17 protein-coding genes are annotated in these 18,419 nt (G+C 43.8%); 10 read left to right on the top strand and 7 right to left on the bottom strand.

The window, feature by feature from the left end; translation table 11 throughout:
* Positions 1-64: 64 nt before the first annotated feature.
* Together AB4232_RS00245 and AB4232_RS00240 are read right to left on the bottom strand one after the other, a co-directional pair.
* Entirely contained in the window at positions 65-457 is a 393-nt protein-coding gene (locus AB4232_RS00245) for a RidA family protein (protein ID WP_004732497.1), read from the bottom strand.
* Positions 458-596: 139 nt separating this feature from the next.
* Entirely contained in the window at positions 597-2,030 is a 1,434-nt protein-coding gene (locus tag AB4232_RS00240) for an amidohydrolase family protein (RefSeq protein WP_372085582.1), read from the bottom strand.
* 176 nt (positions 2,031-2,206) lie between these two features.
* Here AB4232_RS00240 and AB4232_RS00235 point away from each other — a divergent pair, with 176 nt between their 5' ends.
* Both AB4232_RS00235 and AB4232_RS00230 read left to right on the top strand, forming a co-directional pair.
* The gene (locus AB4232_RS00235; RefSeq protein WP_372085580.1) at positions 2,207-3,481 is read left to right on the top strand and encodes an amino acid deaminase; all 1,275 of its coding nucleotides are present in this window, start codon (positions 2,207-2,209) and stop codon (positions 3,479-3,481) included.
* 117 nt (positions 3,482-3,598) lie between these two features.
* Entirely contained in the window at positions 3,599-4,462 is an 864-nt protein-coding gene (locus tag AB4232_RS00230) for a MurR/RpiR family transcriptional regulator (RefSeq protein WP_012600047.1), read from the top strand.
* Here the strand turns inward: AB4232_RS00230 and AB4232_RS00225 are convergent.
* Positions 4,459-4,998 carry an isochorismatase family protein gene (locus tag AB4232_RS00225; protein WP_372085578.1) on the bottom strand — a complete coding sequence of 180 codons (540 nt, stop codon included), beginning with the start codon at positions 4,996-4,998 and terminating at the stop codon, positions 4,459-4,461. The genes AB4232_RS00230 and AB4232_RS00225 overlap by 4 nt on opposite strands.
* 364 nt (positions 4,999-5,362) lie before the next feature.
* On the opposite strand from AB4232_RS00225, the gene AB4232_RS00220 reads away from it, so the two are divergent.
* The 5 genes from AB4232_RS00220 to AB4232_RS00200 all read left to right on the top strand — a co-directional run bounded on the left by AB4232_RS00220 (position 5,363) and on the right by AB4232_RS00200 (position 10,616).
* Positions 5,363-5,932 (top strand): porin family protein, encoded by a 570-nt coding sequence (locus AB4232_RS00220; protein WP_371701267.1) that lies wholly within the window; start codon positions 5,363-5,365, stop codon positions 5,930-5,932.
* A gap of 231 nt (positions 5,933-6,163) precedes the next feature.
* Entirely contained in the window at positions 6,164-7,786 is a 1,623-nt protein-coding gene (locus tag AB4232_RS00215) for a phosphoethanolamine transferase (RefSeq protein ID WP_372085577.1), read from the top strand.
* Between the two features lie 228 nt (positions 7,787-8,014).
* Entirely contained in the window at positions 8,015-8,830 is an 816-nt protein-coding gene (locus AB4232_RS00210; protein ID WP_372085585.1) for a GNAT family N-acetyltransferase, read from the top strand.
* Positions 8,831-9,028: 198 nt separating this feature from the next.
* Positions 9,029-9,868 (top strand): helix-turn-helix domain-containing protein, encoded by an 840-nt coding sequence (locus AB4232_RS00205; protein ID WP_372085575.1) that lies wholly within the window; start codon positions 9,029-9,031, stop codon positions 9,866-9,868.
* 115 nt (positions 9,869-9,983) lie between these two features.
* Positions 9,984-10,616, top strand: a complete 633-nt coding sequence (locus AB4232_RS00200; RefSeq protein ID WP_009845991.1) for a triacylglycerol lipase — start codon at positions 9,984-9,986, stop codon at positions 10,614-10,616.
* Between the two features lie 150 nt (positions 10,617-10,766).
* Here AB4232_RS00200 and AB4232_RS00195 read toward each other — a convergent pair whose 3' ends face one another.
* Entirely contained in the window at positions 10,767-11,741 is a 975-nt protein-coding gene (locus tag AB4232_RS00195) for an arginine deiminase-related protein (RefSeq protein ID WP_372085574.1), read from the bottom strand.
* Between the two features lie 566 nt (positions 11,742-12,307).
* Between AB4232_RS00195 and AB4232_RS00190 the strand changes: the two genes are divergently transcribed.
* Together AB4232_RS00190 and AB4232_RS00185 are read left to right on the top strand one after the other, a co-directional pair.
* Positions 12,308-14,158, top strand: a complete 1,851-nt coding sequence (locus AB4232_RS00190) for an ABC transporter ATP-binding protein (RefSeq protein WP_372085573.1) — start codon at positions 12,308-12,310, stop codon at positions 14,156-14,158.
* Between the two features lie 297 nt (positions 14,159-14,455).
* Positions 14,456-15,160 (top strand): DUF445 family protein, encoded by a 705-nt coding sequence (locus AB4232_RS00185; RefSeq protein ID WP_009845994.1) that lies wholly within the window; start codon positions 14,456-14,458, stop codon positions 15,158-15,160.
* Positions 15,161-15,270: 110 nt separating this feature from the next.
* Here AB4232_RS00185 and AB4232_RS00180 read toward each other — a convergent pair whose 3' ends face one another.
* Entirely contained in the window at positions 15,271-15,759 is a 489-nt protein-coding gene (locus AB4232_RS00180; protein WP_009845995.1) for an Lrp/AsnC family transcriptional regulator, read from the bottom strand.
* Positions 15,760-16,038: 279 nt separating this feature from the next.
* On the opposite strand from AB4232_RS00180, the gene AB4232_RS00175 reads away from it, so the two are divergent.
* Positions 16,039-16,209 (top strand): hypothetical protein, encoded by a 171-nt coding sequence (locus AB4232_RS00175; protein ID WP_009845996.1) that lies wholly within the window; start codon positions 16,039-16,041, stop codon positions 16,207-16,209.
* A gap of 62 nt (positions 16,210-16,271) precedes the next feature.
* On the opposite strand, the gene AB4232_RS00170 is transcribed toward AB4232_RS00175, so the two are convergent.
* Positions 16,272-16,442 (bottom strand): hypothetical protein, encoded by a 171-nt coding sequence (locus AB4232_RS00170; protein ID WP_017097212.1) that lies wholly within the window; start codon positions 16,440-16,442, stop codon positions 16,272-16,274.
* 440 nt (positions 16,443-16,882) lie between these two features.
* Positions 16,883-18,373 (bottom strand): sodium/proline symporter PutP, encoded by a 1,491-nt coding sequence (putP, locus tag AB4232_RS00165; protein WP_029222791.1) that lies wholly within the window; start codon positions 18,371-18,373, stop codon positions 16,883-16,885.
* Positions 18,374-18,419 lie beyond the last annotated feature (46 nt).

Genomic DNA, 18,419 nt, shown 5'->3' with positions numbered 1-18,419 from the left:
GGATAATAACAGGGATGACTAACCCCTAATACTCTCTAAGTAGGTAATTGTGATTAGGTTATTACTATCCGCGATCGGCGCGGTAGCAAGTCACATCTACTTCAACCTTCACGTCTACAACTAAGTCGCAAACCATGCAGATACGAGCCGGTGGGTTAGCACCGAAGAACTCTTTGAATACCTTATTAAAAGATTGGAAGTAACGAGAATCCGTTAGCACAACCTTTACGTGCATTACGTCTTCTAGGCCGTAGCCCGCTTCAGTCATGATATCGACACAGTTTTGGATCGCTAGGCGAGACTGGTCAACAATGCCACCCTCAACCACTTCACCATCTGTCATCGGTGTCTGGCCAGAAACGTATAGGAAACCACCTGCTTCAGTTGCACGTGCAAATGGTAAATGTTGTCCGCCTGTACCTGTACCGCCTTCAACACCGTAACGTTTAATAGTCATTTTTTAACTCCACTTATTTATAGATAATATTGGGTTTATAGATAACATTGGGTTTATAGATAAAACAGTTTCTATTCCAATATATTTAAATTAATTCGCCGTTTTTATAATCACCTGAATTTAATAAATAATTTAAACTCTAGTTTCGATAAATAAAAACGCCTGAACGATTATTTCTTACTTTTCCTTGCTGGTAAGTTAACTCACCATTTACAAATACACTTTCTATTCCTTCAGCAACTGAAATAGGATTTTCAAATGTTGCTGTGTCTTTAATATTCTTTGGATCAAATAAAACTAAATCGGCAAAGGCACCACAGCGAACTTCGCCTCGGCCCGCTAAGTTGTAACGCTGAGCCGACATTCCGGTCATCTTGTGAATCGCTTCTGGCAACGAGAACAGTTTTTCGTCTCGGCAATAGTGACCTAGCACTTTCGGGAAGGTGCCCCACAATCTTGGGTGTGGATGCGGGTCATTAGGTAAACCGTCTGAACCGACCATGGTCAGTTTGTATTTCAATACGCGCTTTACATCGTTCTCATCCATGCAGTGATAAACCGCGCCCGCTGGTTGAAGCGCTTTTGCTGCGTCCATCAGGGGAAGATTCATTTCATCAGCAATCTGCTCCAGCGTTTTGCCTGCGTGTTCTGGTTTTGCTTCAGACCAAGTGATGAAGATGTCGAAATCGTCGGTCACTTGTTTCAAATCTAATGTCGAAGAGCTCGCAGAGTATGGGTAGCAGTCGCAAGACACATCTTGGTGCTCAGAAACCTTGTCCATCAAATCAAGCACTTCAACGGTTCTGCCCCAGTTGCCCGCACCTGCACATTTAAGGTGAGAGATAACAACAGGCACTTTCGCGTATTGTCCTGTCTCAAACGCCTCTTCCATCGCGCTTAAGATCTCTTCAAATTCGGTACGCATATGCGTGGTATAGATGCCACCGTGACTAGAAAGCACTTTCGCTAACTGCATCACTTCGTTGGCATTCGCTTGTTTCGCGCTGGCGTAAGCCAAACCCGAGCTCAAACCTAATGCGCCTTGCGCCATCGCTAAATCAAGGTTGGTTTGCATCGCTGCGATTTCGTCTTCGCTTGCAGTACGTTGCAGGTCGTCCATCACTTGGTTACGCAATGTCGTATGGCCGACCAATGCTGCTACGTTTACTGCGGGTTGAGCTTGCTCTACCGCTTGTGCATACGCGGCGAAAGTTGGGTATTTAAAGTCAGCTTGTGCGCCTAAAAGATTCATTGGGTCAGGTGGATCGCCAGCCAAAACGGTTGGTGATGCGCTGATACCACAGTTACCAACAATCACGGTTGTAACACCTTGGCTGATCTTAGGTAGGCAGTCTGGGTAACGAATTACATTGGTATCATCATGTGTGTGTACATCGATAAAACCAGGAGCCAATGCTAAGCCTGCTCCCTCAACCAACTGGCCACAATCTTCGTGATCGATTTGACCAATTTCGGCGATTTTTCCATCTCGGATTGCTACATCGGCACAAAACGATTGTTCGCCGGTGCCATCAAACACCTCTACATTTTTAATTATCGTATCGAACAACATTTTTCACTCTCTCAATCCACTGTGTTGATGGAGCTATATTAAAAATTCAGCCGATTATTTTCAGTGACAAAACACACATAATATTTTAATTTGTGTGATAGTTTCTACCACAAATTAAAATATAGATATATTTAAACATTAAATAACAACAACTTAAATCATGTTAGGAATCAGCAATGAAACATAACCCTGCACATAAAGATGTTATAAAGTATCAAAACGATAGTTTTGTCTTGACTGAAAAAGGCCAAAAAGGGAGAGCAATATCACAATCTGAGAACGGTATTTACCGACTGGTTGATGAAGATATTTCGCTCCCGGTAGCAATTATCAAACAATCCGCCTTAACCAATAACCTGAATTGGATGCAATCATTCGCCGATCACCATCAGGTTAAATTGTCGCCACATGGCAAAACATCAATGACACCTGCTTTTTTCCACCAACAGCTAGAAAATGGCGCTTGGGGTATTACAGTAGCAACGCCTGCACAGGCAGAAATTGCCGCTATGGCGGGTGCAAAACGAATCATCATGGCCAACCAATTGGTGGGTAAAACCAACATGGCGATCGTTGAACAGCTGATCAGTGAGTTTGATATCGACTTTTACTGTTGTGTGGATTCTTCGGTAAACGTGCAGCAACTTAACCAATATTTCGCCAATACAAAGCAGACGCTAAAGGTACTGATCGAATTTGGTGTACCGGGCGGTCGCTGTGGTTGTCGTTCACCACAAGAAGTTCTAGAACTGGCTCAAACTATCCAAGACACACCTGCCCTTTCGCTGGCAGGTATTGAGGTATATGAAGGTGTGATTCACGGTGACAATGCAGAACAAGACATTCGTACCTTCTTAAATCACGCGCTCACCTCGGTCGAAAGCCTCGCATCAGATGGCCTAATTGCAGGGCAACCTATCATCACGGGCGCTGGTTCTGCTTGGTATGACGTGGTTGCAGAATGTTTGGCGAACCTAACCGATTACTTGGCAATCATCCGCCCAGGCTGCTATGCCATTCACGACACAGGCATTTACCTAGACGCGCAAAGCAAGGTGCTACAACGTGCCCAAGTAAACCAAGGTTACGCGTGCGAATTGGGTGGCGATTTAGAATCGGCACTTGAGGTGTGGGCTTATGTAATCTCTCGTCCGGAACCAACGAAGTTAGTGGTTGGGCTAGGCAAGCGTGATGTGGCCTTTGATGCGGGTTTACCGATTGCCGAGCGCGGCTATCGCAATGGTGAAGCTATCTCAGTAAAAGGTCTCACCGCGACGGCTGTGATGGATCAGCACACCTTTGTTGAAACCGATGGTTCTTCTGAGATTGAAGTGGGCGACATGATTGCTTTCTCGACCTCACATCCGTGTTTAACCTTCGACAAATGGCGCTACATTGCCATCAGCGATGACGATCATCAGGTAAGACACTGGGTAGAAACCTGTTTCTAGTTCGATTTTTCAATAAGCTAGAATCAGCGAAGCAATAAGATATACTAACGGGGCTAAGCTTTAGCGACCAATGACTAGGTATTAGCAAATAGCCCCATCAACAAAGGATCAGGATTCTTGAGTTTAGAAGTAGATATCATTTCACAGATAACAGAGCGTTTTCCTGCTCTTCGTGATGCAGAAAAGAAAGTCGCCAAGCTGATCATGGATGACATTGATTTTGCTGCTAATGCCAGCATCACAGAACTTGCTGAAGGTGCTCAAGTGAGTGAAGCCACCATTACGCGTTTTGCTAAAGCGATCGGCTGCAGCAACGTGCGTGATATGAAGATTAAGTTGGCTCAAACACTAACCGTTGGCCAGCGCTTTATCCTCGAACCTGTTGACCAAACTGGCTATCAAGGTATCTACGAATCAATCAAGCAGAGCCTAGATATCAACCGAACTCTGTTCAAAGAGCAAGACGTTGAAACTGCAGTGAGCTGGCTGCATAACGCCAGACAGATCATTGCTATCGGCATGGGTGGCGGTTCGACCATTGCTTCTCAAGAGCTGCAACATAGACTGTTTCGTTTGGGCTACCCAGTGGTGTCGTACAACGATGGCTTGATGTCACGTATGGTTGCTGCCACGGCAGATGCCAATGACGTGATGGTGATGATTTCAGCGACAGGCTTTACGCCCGTGATCACTGAAACTGCCGAGCTAGCCAAGCAGTACGGACTTAAGATTATCGCGATTACCCCACAAGACACACCGCTAGCAAAAATTGCGGATATCTTGTTACCAATCAAACATATGGAAACCGACTTCATCTACAAGCCATCAGCATCTCGCTACGCTATGTTGGCGTTAGTGGATGTGCTTTCAATGGGTATGGCAGTCAATCACAAGAACCGTTCGCGCGACAAGCTGCGTCGCTTGAAAGTTGCGCTAGATTCCTACCGAGGCGGTGGCGACCGACAACCTCTCGGTGATTAACGAATCAAGGATAGAATGAGCTTAAATTCACGCGCGCGGCAGTCCTTTACCAGTTCGTATAAGCTCATTTCCAATCCTGTGATTTCGATACCAGCATCCATTAGTCGACGGATTGCTAGATTCTTGTTGAGTGCCGTTCGCGAGCTAACACAGTCGCCAACTACCTGAACCTTGTACCCAAGTTCCAACAACCCCATTGCGGTTTGATAAACACAAATATGAGCCTCAATACCACACACTAACCAAGTCTCTACATCCTTGGCTTGAACCGCCTCAACAAACTTGGGCTCATCACACGCATTGAAAGTGAATTTAGGTATCGGCTTTACATCATTCAACAAGTCATTAAGTTCGTCGACTGTAGCACCTAGCTTCTCTGGATTCTGTTCCAAACGAATAATTGACAGACCCAAAACCTGCGCTCCTTGAGCTAACTTTCCGCAATTAACAATCAGCGTATCGCTCTCATCAACAAGGCGTGCGAGCTTGCCTTGTACGTCCACAACCACCAAACCTGTGTTTGCTCGGTTTAACATCCAACTCTCCTTGTCATGATTAGAATCAGCGTACTGCTTTACTTTCAACAAACACCGCAACAAATACTACAATAGAATAAATACAATGTTTGTTATGTTTTATTTTTCAATTAGTTAGATAAATCCGTTCTCACTTCAACCTTAAAAAACATCGTTTTATTTAGCAAATTTAACCTTTTGTCAATATGTGAATTTTATTTATAAAGAATATAACCAACAAATATGACCTTACCTCTTGATAAATCAAGGGCTACAGATAGTCACTTTATCAATGAAAAAATAGGTTTCATTTGTGAGGGTTTTATAAATCATTCGTCAGCGATACCGTGATTTACATCACAGGATGAGTAAACAAGGTATTATCATGAAAAAATCAGTATTAGCACTCGGCTTAATCGGTTTAGTTTCACTTCCAACTTTTGCAGCAAGCACAGATGGTGGCGCGTATGTAGGTGGTGGACTTAGTGTCTATCAAGACTCCGATACAGATGGTCACGGTAATTTAGATTCAGATGGTATGGGTTATAACCTATACGGTGGTTACCAATTCAACCGTATTGTTGGCGTAGAGCTTGGCTACAACGATTATGCAGATTACAAAAATGGCGCAGAAAAACTCTCGCCAACCTCTATTTCTGCATCAGCGAATATCGGTTATACGTTTGACAACACTATTCGTCCATTCGTGTTGGCTGGTTTAAGCTCTGTTGACCTTCACGCGAACCAAGCGGCAAACTATGGGGACGACAGCGGTACTGGCTTCCACTTTGGCGTAGGTGTTGAATACACGCCGATTGAACACTTAACACTTCGCCTTATTTCACAAGCTGACGCGGTGAGTGTTGATGACTATTCCTATCAAGGTTCTCTCAAAAACGATGACCACACACTAGCATTCAACAGTGTTAGCTTCGGTGGTTCATACAACTTCTAATGTGTTCCTCACGGCCACGTTGTAAGTAAATAACTCAAATTCACTTTGCTACTCTGCCCTATGATAAGGCAGCACAGTAAAGTGAATTTTTGTATCTATACACCCTATCGAGCCATTTCACTTTAGCCGGTTATCACTCACCATCACTTCTCGATCTTTATGCGTTGATATTAGAGCTTTCTTGATAGGGAGACTAAAATAAAGAGATAAGATACGCAGGAAAAAAGACCTATGAATCTACCAAGCTTAAACATGTCGATAAACAAGCTGCCCTTTGTGTTGGCTGTGTATTATCTGCTTGTCATCAACATCCCTCTCTCCCTAGAACTGTTTAGTATTGTTCAGGCATCAAAGTCTGAAAGTGTCGCGTTTCTTGTATCCATCCCGTTCTTCTTCCTTGCTGCTTTTAATTTCATCTTCCAAGTCTTTAATTGGCCGATATTCTCCAAACCGTTTTTCATCTTATTACTGATCACCTCAACCTTAGTCAGCTACAGCATGTTCAATTACGGCATCTATGTAGACTACGGGATGATAGAAAACGTATTCGAGACCAATAGTGGTGAAGCAGCTAGCTATATCAGTGGCCACTCGATCTTATGGTTACTATCCATGGGCGTTATTCCATCGATCATCCTGTTGTTCACCAAACTTGAAAAAGAATCTTGGAAAGATTTCTTTGTCTGGAAATCGATTGGACTGCTCTCTTCCTTGATCGTCATTGCCATTATTGCCGGGCTTTTCTACAAAGATTACGTATCGATTGGTCGTAATCATTCGCACATCAAAAAGATGATCATCCCGACCGAGTATGTGTCATCAACGGTTAAATATATCAATAACACCTACATAAAACAGCCCATCCCTTATCAAGAGTTAGGGTTAGATGCGAAGCAAACAGTACAAGCCAAAGCGGCAACCAAACCAACATTATTAGTGTTTGTTCTTGGTGAAACCGCACGCGTATACAACTACCAATATCATGGCTATGAGAGAGAAACCAACGCTCATACCAAGCCTTACAACCCGATATTTTTCTCTGATGTTCAGTCGTGCGGAACAGCCACCGCGGTTTCTGTGCCATGTATGTTCTCGAACATGAATCGCAGCAACTACGATCGCGACAAAGCCTACAACCAAGATAACGTGGTCGACATTATGAACCGCGCGGGCATTCACTCTATCTGGCGAGAGCATGATGGGGGAGACAAAGCGGTCGCACACCGAATCAAAGAGATGACGATCGTCGCAAAGGACAGCGACCCATTGTGTAATAACGACGTATGCTACGACACAGCCATGCTAGAGAACTTCGAACAAGATACTCAAGAACTCAAGAAAGATAGCATCATTTTCTATCATATTTCGGGGTCTCACGGGCCTACTTACTTTGAACGTTACCCTGACGAACATAAGAAGTTTACGCCAGACTGCGCTCGTGCAGACATTGAAAACTGCACCAAAGAGGAAGTAGTTAACACCTACGACAACACCATCTTGTATACGGATTTCTTTCTCTCACAGGCGATTCAGAAACTGGAGAAACTGACCAGCAAGTACAATGTCGCGCTGATGTATATCTCGGATCACGGAGAGTCTTTAGGGGAGAATGGTGTGTATCTTCATGGCATGCCCTACTCGCTGGCACCAAAAGAGCAGACTCACGTACCGATGATCCTATGGATGTCTGATGGTTTTTCTGCGCAGAAAGGGATAAGCGAGACCTGCTTAAGAAAGGCGGGAAAAGAGCAGAGCTTTTCCCAAGATAATCTGTTCGACTCGCTGCTCGGCCTAATGGACGTGCAAACCAAAGAATACCGAGCGAGCCAAGACATCTTCGCACCGTGTCGGTAGTTCTTTTCAAATACTGATTTTAAGGGGCTCATTGTATGAGCCCCTTTTTGCTTTCTATCTAATCTAAAACTGTCGTTTTTGTTCAATACCTATCTCAGTTACTCGCCTACACTTGCTGTCATTGAAACGTGGCTCAGTTAATCAATGTATCTCATCGTCAATCAACGCACCTGAGAACCTGACAGCAGTTACGCACTCTACCAAATTGAAACAACAGGAATGAACGCGATGTTAGGCATCAAAAAAATCTCATCACTTAGCGACTTAAGCGAACTTAAAACGGCTTACTTTACTGAGTCAACAGCTCCACTTGATGGCATGTGGCATTTCGGTTTTGTACCAATGTCTGACCATTTTGCTTTTTACGAAAACAGCAAGCTTGTCGGTTACTGCGTGTTGAATGGTGAAGGCTACTTGCTTCAATTTTTCCTAGCAGCAACAGCCAACGCGAATATAACCGACTTGTTCACCTTGATCATCGAAAACAACAGATCTGTGATTGGTGAGGTGAAAGGCGCATTCGTGAGCACAGCAGAGCCGCAGTATCTGTCACTATGCTTGGACAATACCGAGTCCTTCAAAGTCAACGCACTGATGTTCCGCCAGCGTCCAACAGCCGTCGCAAACAACATTGAAAATATCGAGATGACTCTCGCGACGGAAGAGCAACTCGAGCAGCTAGTCGAATTTGCTTCCTCAGCGATTGGCGCGCCTAAAGAGTGGCTCACCGGTTACTACGGTAATTTGATTGCCCGCCAAGAGCTATGGGGCTACTGGGAAAGCGACAGTATTCTTGCTACGGGAGAGTGTCGTAAATTCGATGAACACCAAACGCAGTTTGCTGACTTAGGTATGATTGTCGCGCCACAAGAACGTGGAAAAGGCTTAGCAACACGCGTACTGAACTTTCTAACACAACACGCCACCAGCCAAGGTTTGGAAGCGATGTGTTCTACAGAAAGCAGCAACATCGGTGCGCAGAAAGCGATAATCCGTGCTGGGTTATCATCGAAAAACCGAATCCTACAGTTCGATTTTAGTTAGGATTCTACTTTAACGACTTGCTCGCTGCCCGAGCGAAGCCAGCATAAATAAAGCCTATAACTGTGACTCTATACATCCAACGGTTATGGGCTTTATTGTTTGTGGTTACCCATTACGCGTTCAACAAAGAGAAAACTATCTTCCCCAACGATAGACACATATAGTTATATGTAACGTTAACGCCAAATAGAATACCGAATGATCAATTGGTTACAGTCTCCGAAATCTCCTGAAGTTGCTCAGTTCATTGATTGCTACTGGCTGATTGAAAAAACGCCCGACGCTCAAACTCATCAATTTCCGATACTCAATCCCGATCCATCGGCACACTTGATTTTATCGCCAAATGAACAAGCGTATCACTACACGATCGAGCAACAAGTCGATCAAGGCGTTGGCTGTCATCTACTACTACCACACCATAAAGCGATTGAACTGGATCACTCGAAGCCGTTTATTCATTTGGGTATCAAGTTCCATGTAGGCGCCTTGTACTCGTTAAATATTCCAGACTGTCCACACCCCAGCCTAGACCATGTTAACCCTATCGAGCTCGCCAATTTGTTAGGTAATTCCAATACCGAAGCAATGTCGCTGATCAAGCTCGCTCAAACCGACTTTGAAGCTTGTTGTGAGCGGTTGGATTCTTTGCTGCTACCTTGGCTATCGGCAGGTAAAACAGACAGACACAGCGAACTCACGCGTAAGGTGTTACAAGTACTTAGTACAACACCGATTGCAGAGCTCGGCGACAAACTGTTTTGCTCGCAACGGACTTTAGAAAGAAGCTTCAACAAGGTGACAGGACTAACGTTGAAACAGTGCCAATCGATGAACAAACTCGAGGCGATGCTCGAATACCTTTATAAACGAAATTTTGATGACATTGATTGGATAGACGTTGCCTACCAGTTTGGATTTAGCGACCAACCACACCTAATTCGCTACCTGAAGAAAACCATAGGGCTAACACCGAATACCTATGCCAAACAAGGCGGTTTAACCATAGATGTTTATGGTGGAGTGAGATCGGACTAACCCACCCCTTATCCATCAAGGACTCTCTGTCTTTTGTGTCCCATTAGTAGCAAGTTTTATTGAGTTTAGATTTGCGACTAAATATACTGGAAACATCATCAGACGGAGGACAAAAATGAATAATAAAAACAAACATATAGTTTTAATTCATGGTCTATATATGCCTGCGTTGATCATGCAATATCTGGATAGAAACTTCAAAAAACGCGGCTTTACAACGCACAAGTTTGCCTACAACTCGCTGCGTTTCCCTTCTGCAGCCAAACGTCTCAATCGTTTCGTGAATGCTCGTTTTAATGAGTATGATGAGGTCTATTTTTTCGGTCACTCACTGGGTGGCTTGCTGATTCGTCATTACTTTAAATTCTACCAACCACACTTCGCCGACACCTGCATTATTACAGCAGGCACTCCGCACAATGGGGCAACCATCGCCAAAACACTGTCTAATCATGGGCTTGGATTTATATTTGGTTCGAGCAAAATGATTTTAAGCGATGGCTTGGGTGACTACGATATTGATGTGCCGATAGGCGTAATTACGGGTACCTACGACGCCGGAGTAGGACGCATTGTATTGGGAAGAAATCCTGGGGATGGCACAGTAACACTCGAAGACGCCAACCTGAGAGGAGCCACTGATACTTACGCCCTCAAACTCAACCACACAGCGCTTGTCTACTCCAAGGAAGTCGTAACACTGTCGGCTCAGTTCATTGAACACAGAGCTTTTAAGGACGCTTCATAGCTTTTTTCAGTAGCTTTGCGCGTTGACTCCTGTATCGAGCTCTTGTTCTCTTATTTGTGATAGATAAAAACAAAAATACCACTCTGCGATAAGAGTGGTATTCGAAGATCCATTACTGGAAATGAGCGCTTGCTATACTTTCTATACTTGCTACAGACGATTCACTCGGGTTGGTAAGAACACCTCGCCCAACATGCATCGCACCGAACCACCGCCGATGTCTTCGATCGTTTTCACGTTAAATGGTAGTAGCTTACCGTGCGTCGAAAGCTGAGCCAACTGAGCTGGAGAAAACGCATCGTAAGCCGATTGAGACATCGCGATCACCTTGTCGCCATTCACAGTTTCAAGCTGAAGGATGTTGCCACAAAAACGATTCATCTGATCGATTGAGATAGAGACAACTTGCTTGTCTTTGGCAAGAGACTTCACAACAAAGCGGCGCTCAAACTCTGGGATCACTTCATCACAGATCACGCAGAAGTTATCACCAATCGCCATCATCACATTGGTATGGTAAATCGGTTGACCAGACGGTAATGCCGTTTGGAACGAGACCACGCGAGAGTAGCCAATGCGCTTCGCGTAATCTTCCAATACTTCGCGATCACAACGTTGTGAAAGCGCAGCATAAATGGTCTTGTTGATATGGTCGATCACCATCACGCCTGTGCTCTCTAGATAAGAACCTTGAGCAACGTACGACTCCATAGACTCACTGTGATTAACAATGCGACCAGACGCTTCCAACGCTTCAATAAGTGCATTCGGCTTAACTTCATTTTGACGGTTTTCACACGCCATAGGGAAAGTGAATAGGCTTCCATCACTACAAGTACTGAACCAGTTGTTTGGGAACACTGCGTCAGGGGTTTCAACACCCAGTTCCGGATAATCAAACTCTACAACTTGCACACCTTCTTTACGTAGCGAAACCACCATAGCCTTAAACTCGGCCATCGTTTCTAGCTTTACCTCAGCTTCAGTCAGATCGACTCTGTGCTGAAACTCGTTATCACGGGCTGTTTCTTCGTTAAATTTAAATTCTTTTGGCGGCACCATAACAACGCAATTTGCGTTTTGAACATTAGTAATATGCAGTGATTTTTTGTGTAGGTTTAACATTTTAACCGTCCCTATCTTTTATTTACCTCAGAATTGTAAACAACTTGTTACGACAAAATTCACTGAAAATCACAATGATTTGAATATTTATCCCAAGTAATTACTGCAGATTTTAGATTAATCGGTAATTTTTACTGCAAGATAACAGCACATCAGAAAGAACCAACTGTATGCATATTCGTTAAAGAATTTTCTGGATAAATATTCTCATTTCATTTTTCAGCTCCACACGAGTTTTGATTACAATTTAATCCATTTAACGTTAGGATTATCACCGTTGCATAACCATCAATTACGTTTGAAATAAGCTTAACTTTTCCTGCCTAATTCAATCTAAAATTAGCTTCATGAAAGACACTCTTTGGAAGTGTTCTGTGTCGCTTAAACCAAGTACTTACATAAGAACTAAACAAAACTCTATCGAATGGCTTAATACTTATAAGAACGCGTTGGCACTTATATAATTTCAAACTAAAACTGAAAAATTCAAATCAAGACTATAAAAACAAAGCTGCACATCACGATGCTCTAGCATCAAAGATGCAGTAGCTTATAAAGGGAAAACTATGTACAAGAAATTTGAAGGCTTTACTGAAGCCTTTCCAAAGGGAGAGCCGATACAACCTCCTACTGGAATACTGGCATTCTGCCGCCATTACACACGAGGTTTTGAAAAGCCGTTGATCTTGCTCGGATTGATGAGCATGACCATCGCGATCATCGAAGTTGCGCTGTTCGGTTACATGGGTCAACTGGTTGACTGGCTATCAACCAGCAACCCGGACACTTTCTTGGCAGACAACGAGTCGACACTGATGGGGCTCGGCGTTCTGCTGTTGGTCGTGATGCCAATCTTGATCAGTGTTTACTCACTACTGCTTCACCAAACTTTGCTGGGCAACTACCCAATGTCGATTCGTTGGTTAGCGCACCGCTACCTTTTGAAGCAAAGCCTGTCCTTTTATCAAGATGACTTCGCCGGACGTGTCGCGACCAAAGTGATGCAAACCTCGCTCGCGGTACGTGAAACCGTGACCAAAATGGTTGATGTGTTTGTTTACGTGACGGTTTACTTTACAGCGATGCTGTTCATGCTCGCGGAATCGGATTGGCGCTTAATGGCTCCAATGTTGATTTGGTTGTTCATTTACGTTGGCATTCAACTGCACTTCGTACCAAAGCTGAAAGACGTGTCTTCAGAACAGGCGGATGCACGCTCACTGATGACAGGACGCATTGTTGATAGCTACACCAATATCGCTACGGTCAAACTTTTCTCTCATAGTAAAAGAGAAACCGAGTACGCTGAAGAAGGGATGGAAGGCTTCCTAGACACAGTCCATCGCCAAATGCGCTTGGTTACTGGCTTCAACATCTGCGTTGAATTTGCTAACTATCTATTGGTATTCAGCATTGCCGGTATCTCTATTTACCTATGGTTAGATAACGCAATCACGGTCGGTGCGATTGCCATTGCAGTCAGCTTGGCTCTGCGTATTAACGGCATGTCGAAATGGATCATGTGGGAAATAGGTGGTCTGTTTGAAAACCTAGGTACCGTGATTGATGGTATTAAAACACTGTCTAAGCCCATTGCTATCGAAGACAAAAAATATGCGAAACCTTTGGACGTTCCACAAGGCGGTATCAACTTCGACAACGTGAGCTTTAACTACGGTGAGAATAAGGGTGTGATTAACAACCTAAACCTCAACATCAAACCGGGTGAAAAAGTCGGCTTGGTTGGCCGTTCAGGTGCAGGTAAATCGACCCTAGTTAACTTACTGCTGCGTTTCCACGATGTAGAAAGTGGTCGTATCCTGATTGATGACCAAGAGATCTCGAGCGTTACTCAAGATTCTCTGCGTAGCAACATAGGTATGGTGACTCAAGATACCTCACTGCTGCACCGTTCGATCAAAGACAACATTCTTTACGGTCGACCAGAAGCATCAGATGAAGAAGTGTATGCCGCAACCCAACAGGCACACGCTCATGAGTTTATCGAAACCCTAACTGACCCGTTTGGTAATGTTGGCTACGATGCTCAAGTAGGTGAACGTGGCGTCAAGCTTTCTGGTGGTCAGCGTCAACGTGTCGCTATCTCACGTGTACTTCTGAAGAATGCTCCGCTGTTGGTTCTAGATGAAGCAACATCAGCTCTCGATTCAGAGGTTGAAGCTGCGATACAAGAGAGCTTGATTGAACTAATGGAAGGCAAAACGGTTATAGCGATTGCACACCGTCTATCGACGATTGCAGCAATGGACCGTTTGATCGTACTCGACCAAGGTAATATCGTCGAAGAAGGCACGCACCAAGAGCTGATTACACAAAATGGCATCTATGCTCAATTGTGGAATCACCAGACTGGCGGCTTCATCGCTGACGACCTACAGCAAGCAACAAGTGCTTAATTAATGTGCTACTTTAAAAGTGCGGCGTAATTCACACCAAAATGTTAATTGGCGGTAAATTACACATGGCAGAATGTTATGTCGTAATCATATAATGACATTAACAGCAATGACGCTTCGCTTGCGCGTTCTGGAATAAGGCTAGACTTCGGGGGGAGGCTAGCCTTTTTTATGTCTGTTATTCTCTGCCTCTTTCTCATCTGTTTTCATTGGTTCTATAAACTTCATCGATCCTTTTGTTTTTTTCTTGGCGTTTTTTTCTTAAAATGCGCGCAGTATTCTTTTTAGAGATCAACCATGAACAAAAGTGTCTTAACTAACGTTATTGCGTTAGCACTGCTTGCTGGCGGCTATGCGACAGCAAACCAATACTTGCTTTATGCAGGCCTATTCGCATTTTCTGGTGCTATCACCAACTGGCTTGCGATTCACATGTTGTTCGAGAAAGTACCCGGCCTATATGGTTCTGGCGTTATTCCTGCGCGCTTTGAAGAGTTCAAGGCAGCCATCAAACAACTGATGATGGAACAGTTCTTTACCGAAAGTAACATCGACCGTTTTCTTAGTAGTGAGATGACAGGAAAGTCACTCAACCTAGAGCCTGTGATCAAGAAGATCGACTTTAACCCTGCATTCGAATCGCTGGTGCATGTTATCGAAAACTCACAGTTTGGTGGCATGTTGGCAATGGTTGGCGGCACAGAAGCACTACAGCCGATGAAAGCGCCATTTGTAGAGAAGATGCAAGAGTCTGTGATTGAAATCAGCAAGAGCGATTCGGTAAAAAATGCCATCAAGGATGAACTTGAATCGCCTGCAATGATGGATGAAATTAAAGAGAACATTGAGGCGATCATCGATCAGCGCTTGAATGAACTGACACCAAAACTGGTTAAAGAGATGGTTCAGACCATGATCAAAAAACACCTTGGTTGGTTGGTCGTTTGGGGTGGGGTATTCGGTGGTGTGATTGGCTTAATCTCTGCGGCAATTACGCTGTAAGGCGGAGAAGTTTATCCGATTGCTCTTTATCTGACGTTCAACAAAAAATGGAAGCTTATTGGCTTCCATTTTTTATATGTAAATAACCTTGGTAAGGCGAACGCAGGTCATTATTTTATGGTGGCCAACAGCTCAGGGTTAACACCAAAGCCCTTCTTGTGTTCTTCAATCACCACTTCGCTGCGTGTCTGAATCACACCTGGCAGGGTACCCAACTTAGTTGCCATAAATGCTTGGTACGCCTTCATGTCTTTTACTCGAACCTTGATCATGGTGTCGAAGTCCCCCGACAGCGAATAGCACTCTTCGACTTCAGGCATCGTTTCAACCGCTTGGGCAAATTTATCAAAAATTGAAAAGCTGGTTTGATCGAGGCGAATATGGATAAACACTTGGACATCGAGCCCCAACTTTTCTGAACAAAGCTCAGCATGATAGCCGGTGATGTAGCCGACTTTTTCCAATCGCTTCAACCTATCAGAGCAAGGTGAAGTTGTTAGGTTGACCTGTTTCGCTAGTTCAACAACGGGCAAACGGCCTTTCATATGCAGAATTCTTAGTATCTCTTTATCGATACGATCGAGTTGATGCTGAGACATAATATTCCTTAAACATTCTAGATTACGCTCAGTATATTCCATACTAAGAGCAATCGAAGAAAACCTTGCTCACACATTTAGAAAACTAAATAGACCATTCCTATTCACGTTAAATATAAAACCGAACAGAGCGATAACAACCCTTATAAATCAAACTCCAGTTATTAACAAATTATTATAGAAATGACCCGATTAACAAATAAGTTGAGCCAGAAACGAAAGAAAGGATATAGGCCAAAGTGAATAATAGAATTCTCAAAGAGAAAGGATGACTCTATTATGAAAACGCAAGAACTCGCATATAAACCTTACGGAATCGGTTCATGGACACACGTAACGGTATCAAAAGATGTTGCCCAAGCACTCGCAAGTGAATACTCAAACTATGGCTGGGAAGTTAAGATTGATGGCAATGTCGTCGAGGCAGAACCTTCACTAAAAGCGGCATAGAAAACGAAAAAACCTCCATCAGGGAGGTTTTTAAATCTAAGTTAGTAAGCACTTACTACAATCTAAGCCAGACCAACTTGGGGAACTGCAGTTCCTGTTTCACAACGACAATTGCACGTTCGACAGAAGTGCTGAGTTTCCATGTCGTAGTACAGGTTTCCACTAAATAGCTTTGACGTCCATTGCATCATACGGCCAGAGGTTGTCTCAGGCTCAGATTCACAACGTTTCATTATAGACTTATGTAGTGTTGTTTTTTTACATCCTTTGCAATAGAGATCAGGCATACCTTTGTCCTATAGGTCTTTAGTGGTTACTGATAATTGACACATGATGTCCAATTCAGTGTAATAATTCACCGAGCTAATAACAAAAGTGAGCGCCAAGTTCAAAAAATAGCCATTTTATCGGTTATTTTTTGACATCAAGCGCTATGAAAAGCCTTTCTCTTCTATTTATTTTCCTTCTATCATTTGGTTTCGATTTACATTGTAAACCTCATAACAGCCGTGCTTCTCCTGTATCCTACTGGTTTTTTATAAGACAAAGGTAGTGCCCACATAAAAAAATAGAGCCACCGAAGTGACTCTATTACTTTTATTTTTCAATTACTTTTTACAATTGCTTTTTAGCTAATGTTCTTTGCTAATTCACATATGTTTTACAATGTAAATTAGTCTAGCTCAACTAGGTTCTTCTTGAACTCAGCGTGTTGCTTTTTCACTTCGTCTTCTGGCTCACCAGTCATTAGACTCACAATAACGATAGAAAGCGTCGATAGGATGATTCCCGGTACGATTTCGTAAACATCGAACCAACCGCCCGTGAACTGCTTCCAAAGTACAATCGTAACACCACCAACCACGATACCCGCTAGAGCGCCGTTACGGTTCATACGAGACCAGTATAGGCTTAATACGATTGCAGGACCGAATGCAGCACCAAAACCAGCCCATGCGTAAGATACAAGGCCAAGTACTGAGCTGTCTGGTGTCATCGCCAGAACAAGAGCAACAAGAGAAATTAGAATAACCGCGAAACGGCCGACACGAACAATCTCTTCTGACGTTGCGTCTTTCTTCAAAACTTGCTTATACAGGTCTTCTGCCATTGCAGATGAAGAAACAAGAAGTTGTGAATCCGCAGTACTCATGATTGCCGCTAGAATGGCAGCAAGTAGGATGCCGGCGATTACTGGGTGGAACATCGCGTTCACAAGAAGCATGAAGATCTTCTCGCCATCGTCTAGCTTAGGTGCGCCAGAGTTCGTCACATAGATTAGACCAACAAGACCCACAAGCATTGCACCAATCATAGACAGTGCAGTCCAGATAACGGCAATGCGGCGCGCTGTTGTCAGGTCTTTATTACTACGTGTTGCTTTGAAACGCGCAAGGATGTGTGGTTGACCGAAGTAACCCAAACCCCATGCCGCTAGTGAGATGATCGCAATAGCAGACAGTGGCTCACCCTTCGCATCATTCCATAGCGTTAGAAGCTCGGGGTTGATGTTGTGTAGGTCGCTAGAAAGCTGACCTAGGCCACCGTTCATTGCCGCAATTGGTACAATCAATAGCGCTGCAGACATTAGTAAGCCTTGAACTAAGTCAGTCCAAGATACCGCAAGGAAACCACCAAACAGAGTGTACGAAACTACACAGACTGTACCGATAATTACCGCTGTTGTGTAATCAAGGCCGAATACCGTTTCAAACAATTTACCACCTGCTACCAAGCCTGAACTTGTGTAGAAAAGGAAGAATAAAAGGATAAAGAAAGCAGAAATTGTTTGGATCAGCTTAGAATTATCGTTGAAGCGACGAGATAGGAACTCAGGCAGCGTCAGTGATTCAGTCGTAATGCTGTAAGTACGTAGACGTTTTGCACTGATTAACCAGTTTGCCCAAGTACCAACAAGTAGGCCACCAGCAAGCCAAAATGCTTCAAAGCCAGCAGCGTAAGCGTAACCAGGCAGGCCAAGTAGCAACCAACCACTCATGTCTGATGCACCAGCAGAAAGTGCAGCAGGCCATGGACCTAACGAGCGACCACCTAGGAAGTAGTCAGTTGAGTTAGATGTACGTTTGTAAGCAATAACACCGATCGCTAGCATCATAATTAGATACGCAATGAACGTCGTCGTTATTGCAAAACTGTTTTCTATCATTTGATAGTCCTCATTTTGTAGAAAGCCTTCCATGCCTAATTCA

Origin of the sequence: Vibrio sp. 10N.286.46.A8 (assembly GCF_041470165.1) — a bacterium.
In the GTDB taxonomy this organism is placed as follows: Bacteria; Pseudomonadota; Gammaproteobacteria; order Enterobacterales; family Vibrionaceae; genus Vibrio; species Vibrio tasmaniensis_A.
This window is presented reverse-complemented; position numbering and strand designations above follow the sequence as displayed.

Excerpts from the sequence above, each read along its gene's own strand:
- AB4232_RS00205 (WP_372085575.1), top strand. The coding sequence starts at position 9,029 with ATGATCAATTGGTTACAGTCTCCGAAATCTCCTGAAGTTGCTCAGTTC.
- AB4232_RS00170 (WP_017097212.1), bottom strand. The coding sequence starts at position 16,442 with ATGAAACGTTGTGAATCTGAGCCTGAGACAACCTCTGGCCGTATGATG.
- AB4232_RS00180 (WP_009845995.1), bottom strand. The coding sequence starts at position 15,759 with ATGTCTCAGCATCAACTCGATCGTATCGATAAAGAGATACTAAGAATT.
- AB4232_RS00235 (WP_372085580.1), top strand. The coding sequence starts at position 2,207 with ATGAAACATAACCCTGCACATAAAGATGTTATAAAGTATCAAAACGAT.
- AB4232_RS00215 (WP_372085577.1), top strand. The coding sequence starts at position 6,164 with ATGAATCTACCAAGCTTAAACATGTCGATAAACAAGCTGCCCTTTGTG.
- AB4232_RS00195 (WP_372085574.1), bottom strand. The coding sequence starts at position 11,741 with ATGTTAAACCTACACAAAAAATCACTGCATATTACTAATGTTCAAAAC.
- AB4232_RS00220 (WP_371701267.1), top strand. The coding sequence starts at position 5,363 with ATGAAAAAATCAGTATTAGCACTCGGCTTAATCGGTTTAGTTTCACTT.
- AB4232_RS00175 (WP_009845996.1), top strand. The coding sequence starts at position 16,039 with ATGAAAACGCAAGAACTCGCATATAAACCTTACGGAATCGGTTCATGG.
- AB4232_RS00200 (WP_009845991.1), top strand. The coding sequence starts at position 9,984 with ATGAATAATAAAAACAAACATATAGTTTTAATTCATGGTCTATATATG.
- AB4232_RS00190 (WP_372085573.1), top strand. The coding sequence starts at position 12,308 with ATGTACAAGAAATTTGAAGGCTTTACTGAAGCCTTTCCAAAGGGAGAG.
- AB4232_RS00210 (WP_372085585.1), top strand. The coding sequence starts at position 8,015 with ATGTTAGGCATCAAAAAAATCTCATCACTTAGCGACTTAAGCGAACTT.
- AB4232_RS00240 (WP_372085582.1), bottom strand. The coding sequence starts at position 2,030 with ATGTTGTTCGATACGATAATTAAAAATGTAGAGGTGTTTGATGGCACC.
- AB4232_RS00185 (WP_009845994.1), top strand. The coding sequence starts at position 14,456 with ATGAACAAAAGTGTCTTAACTAACGTTATTGCGTTAGCACTGCTTGCT.
- AB4232_RS00225 (WP_372085578.1), bottom strand. The coding sequence starts at position 4,998 with ATGTTAAACCGAGCAAACACAGGTTTGGTGGTTGTGGACGTACAAGGC.
- AB4232_RS00245 (WP_004732497.1), bottom strand. The coding sequence starts at position 457 with ATGACTATTAAACGTTACGGTGTTGAAGGCGGTACAGGTACAGGCGGA.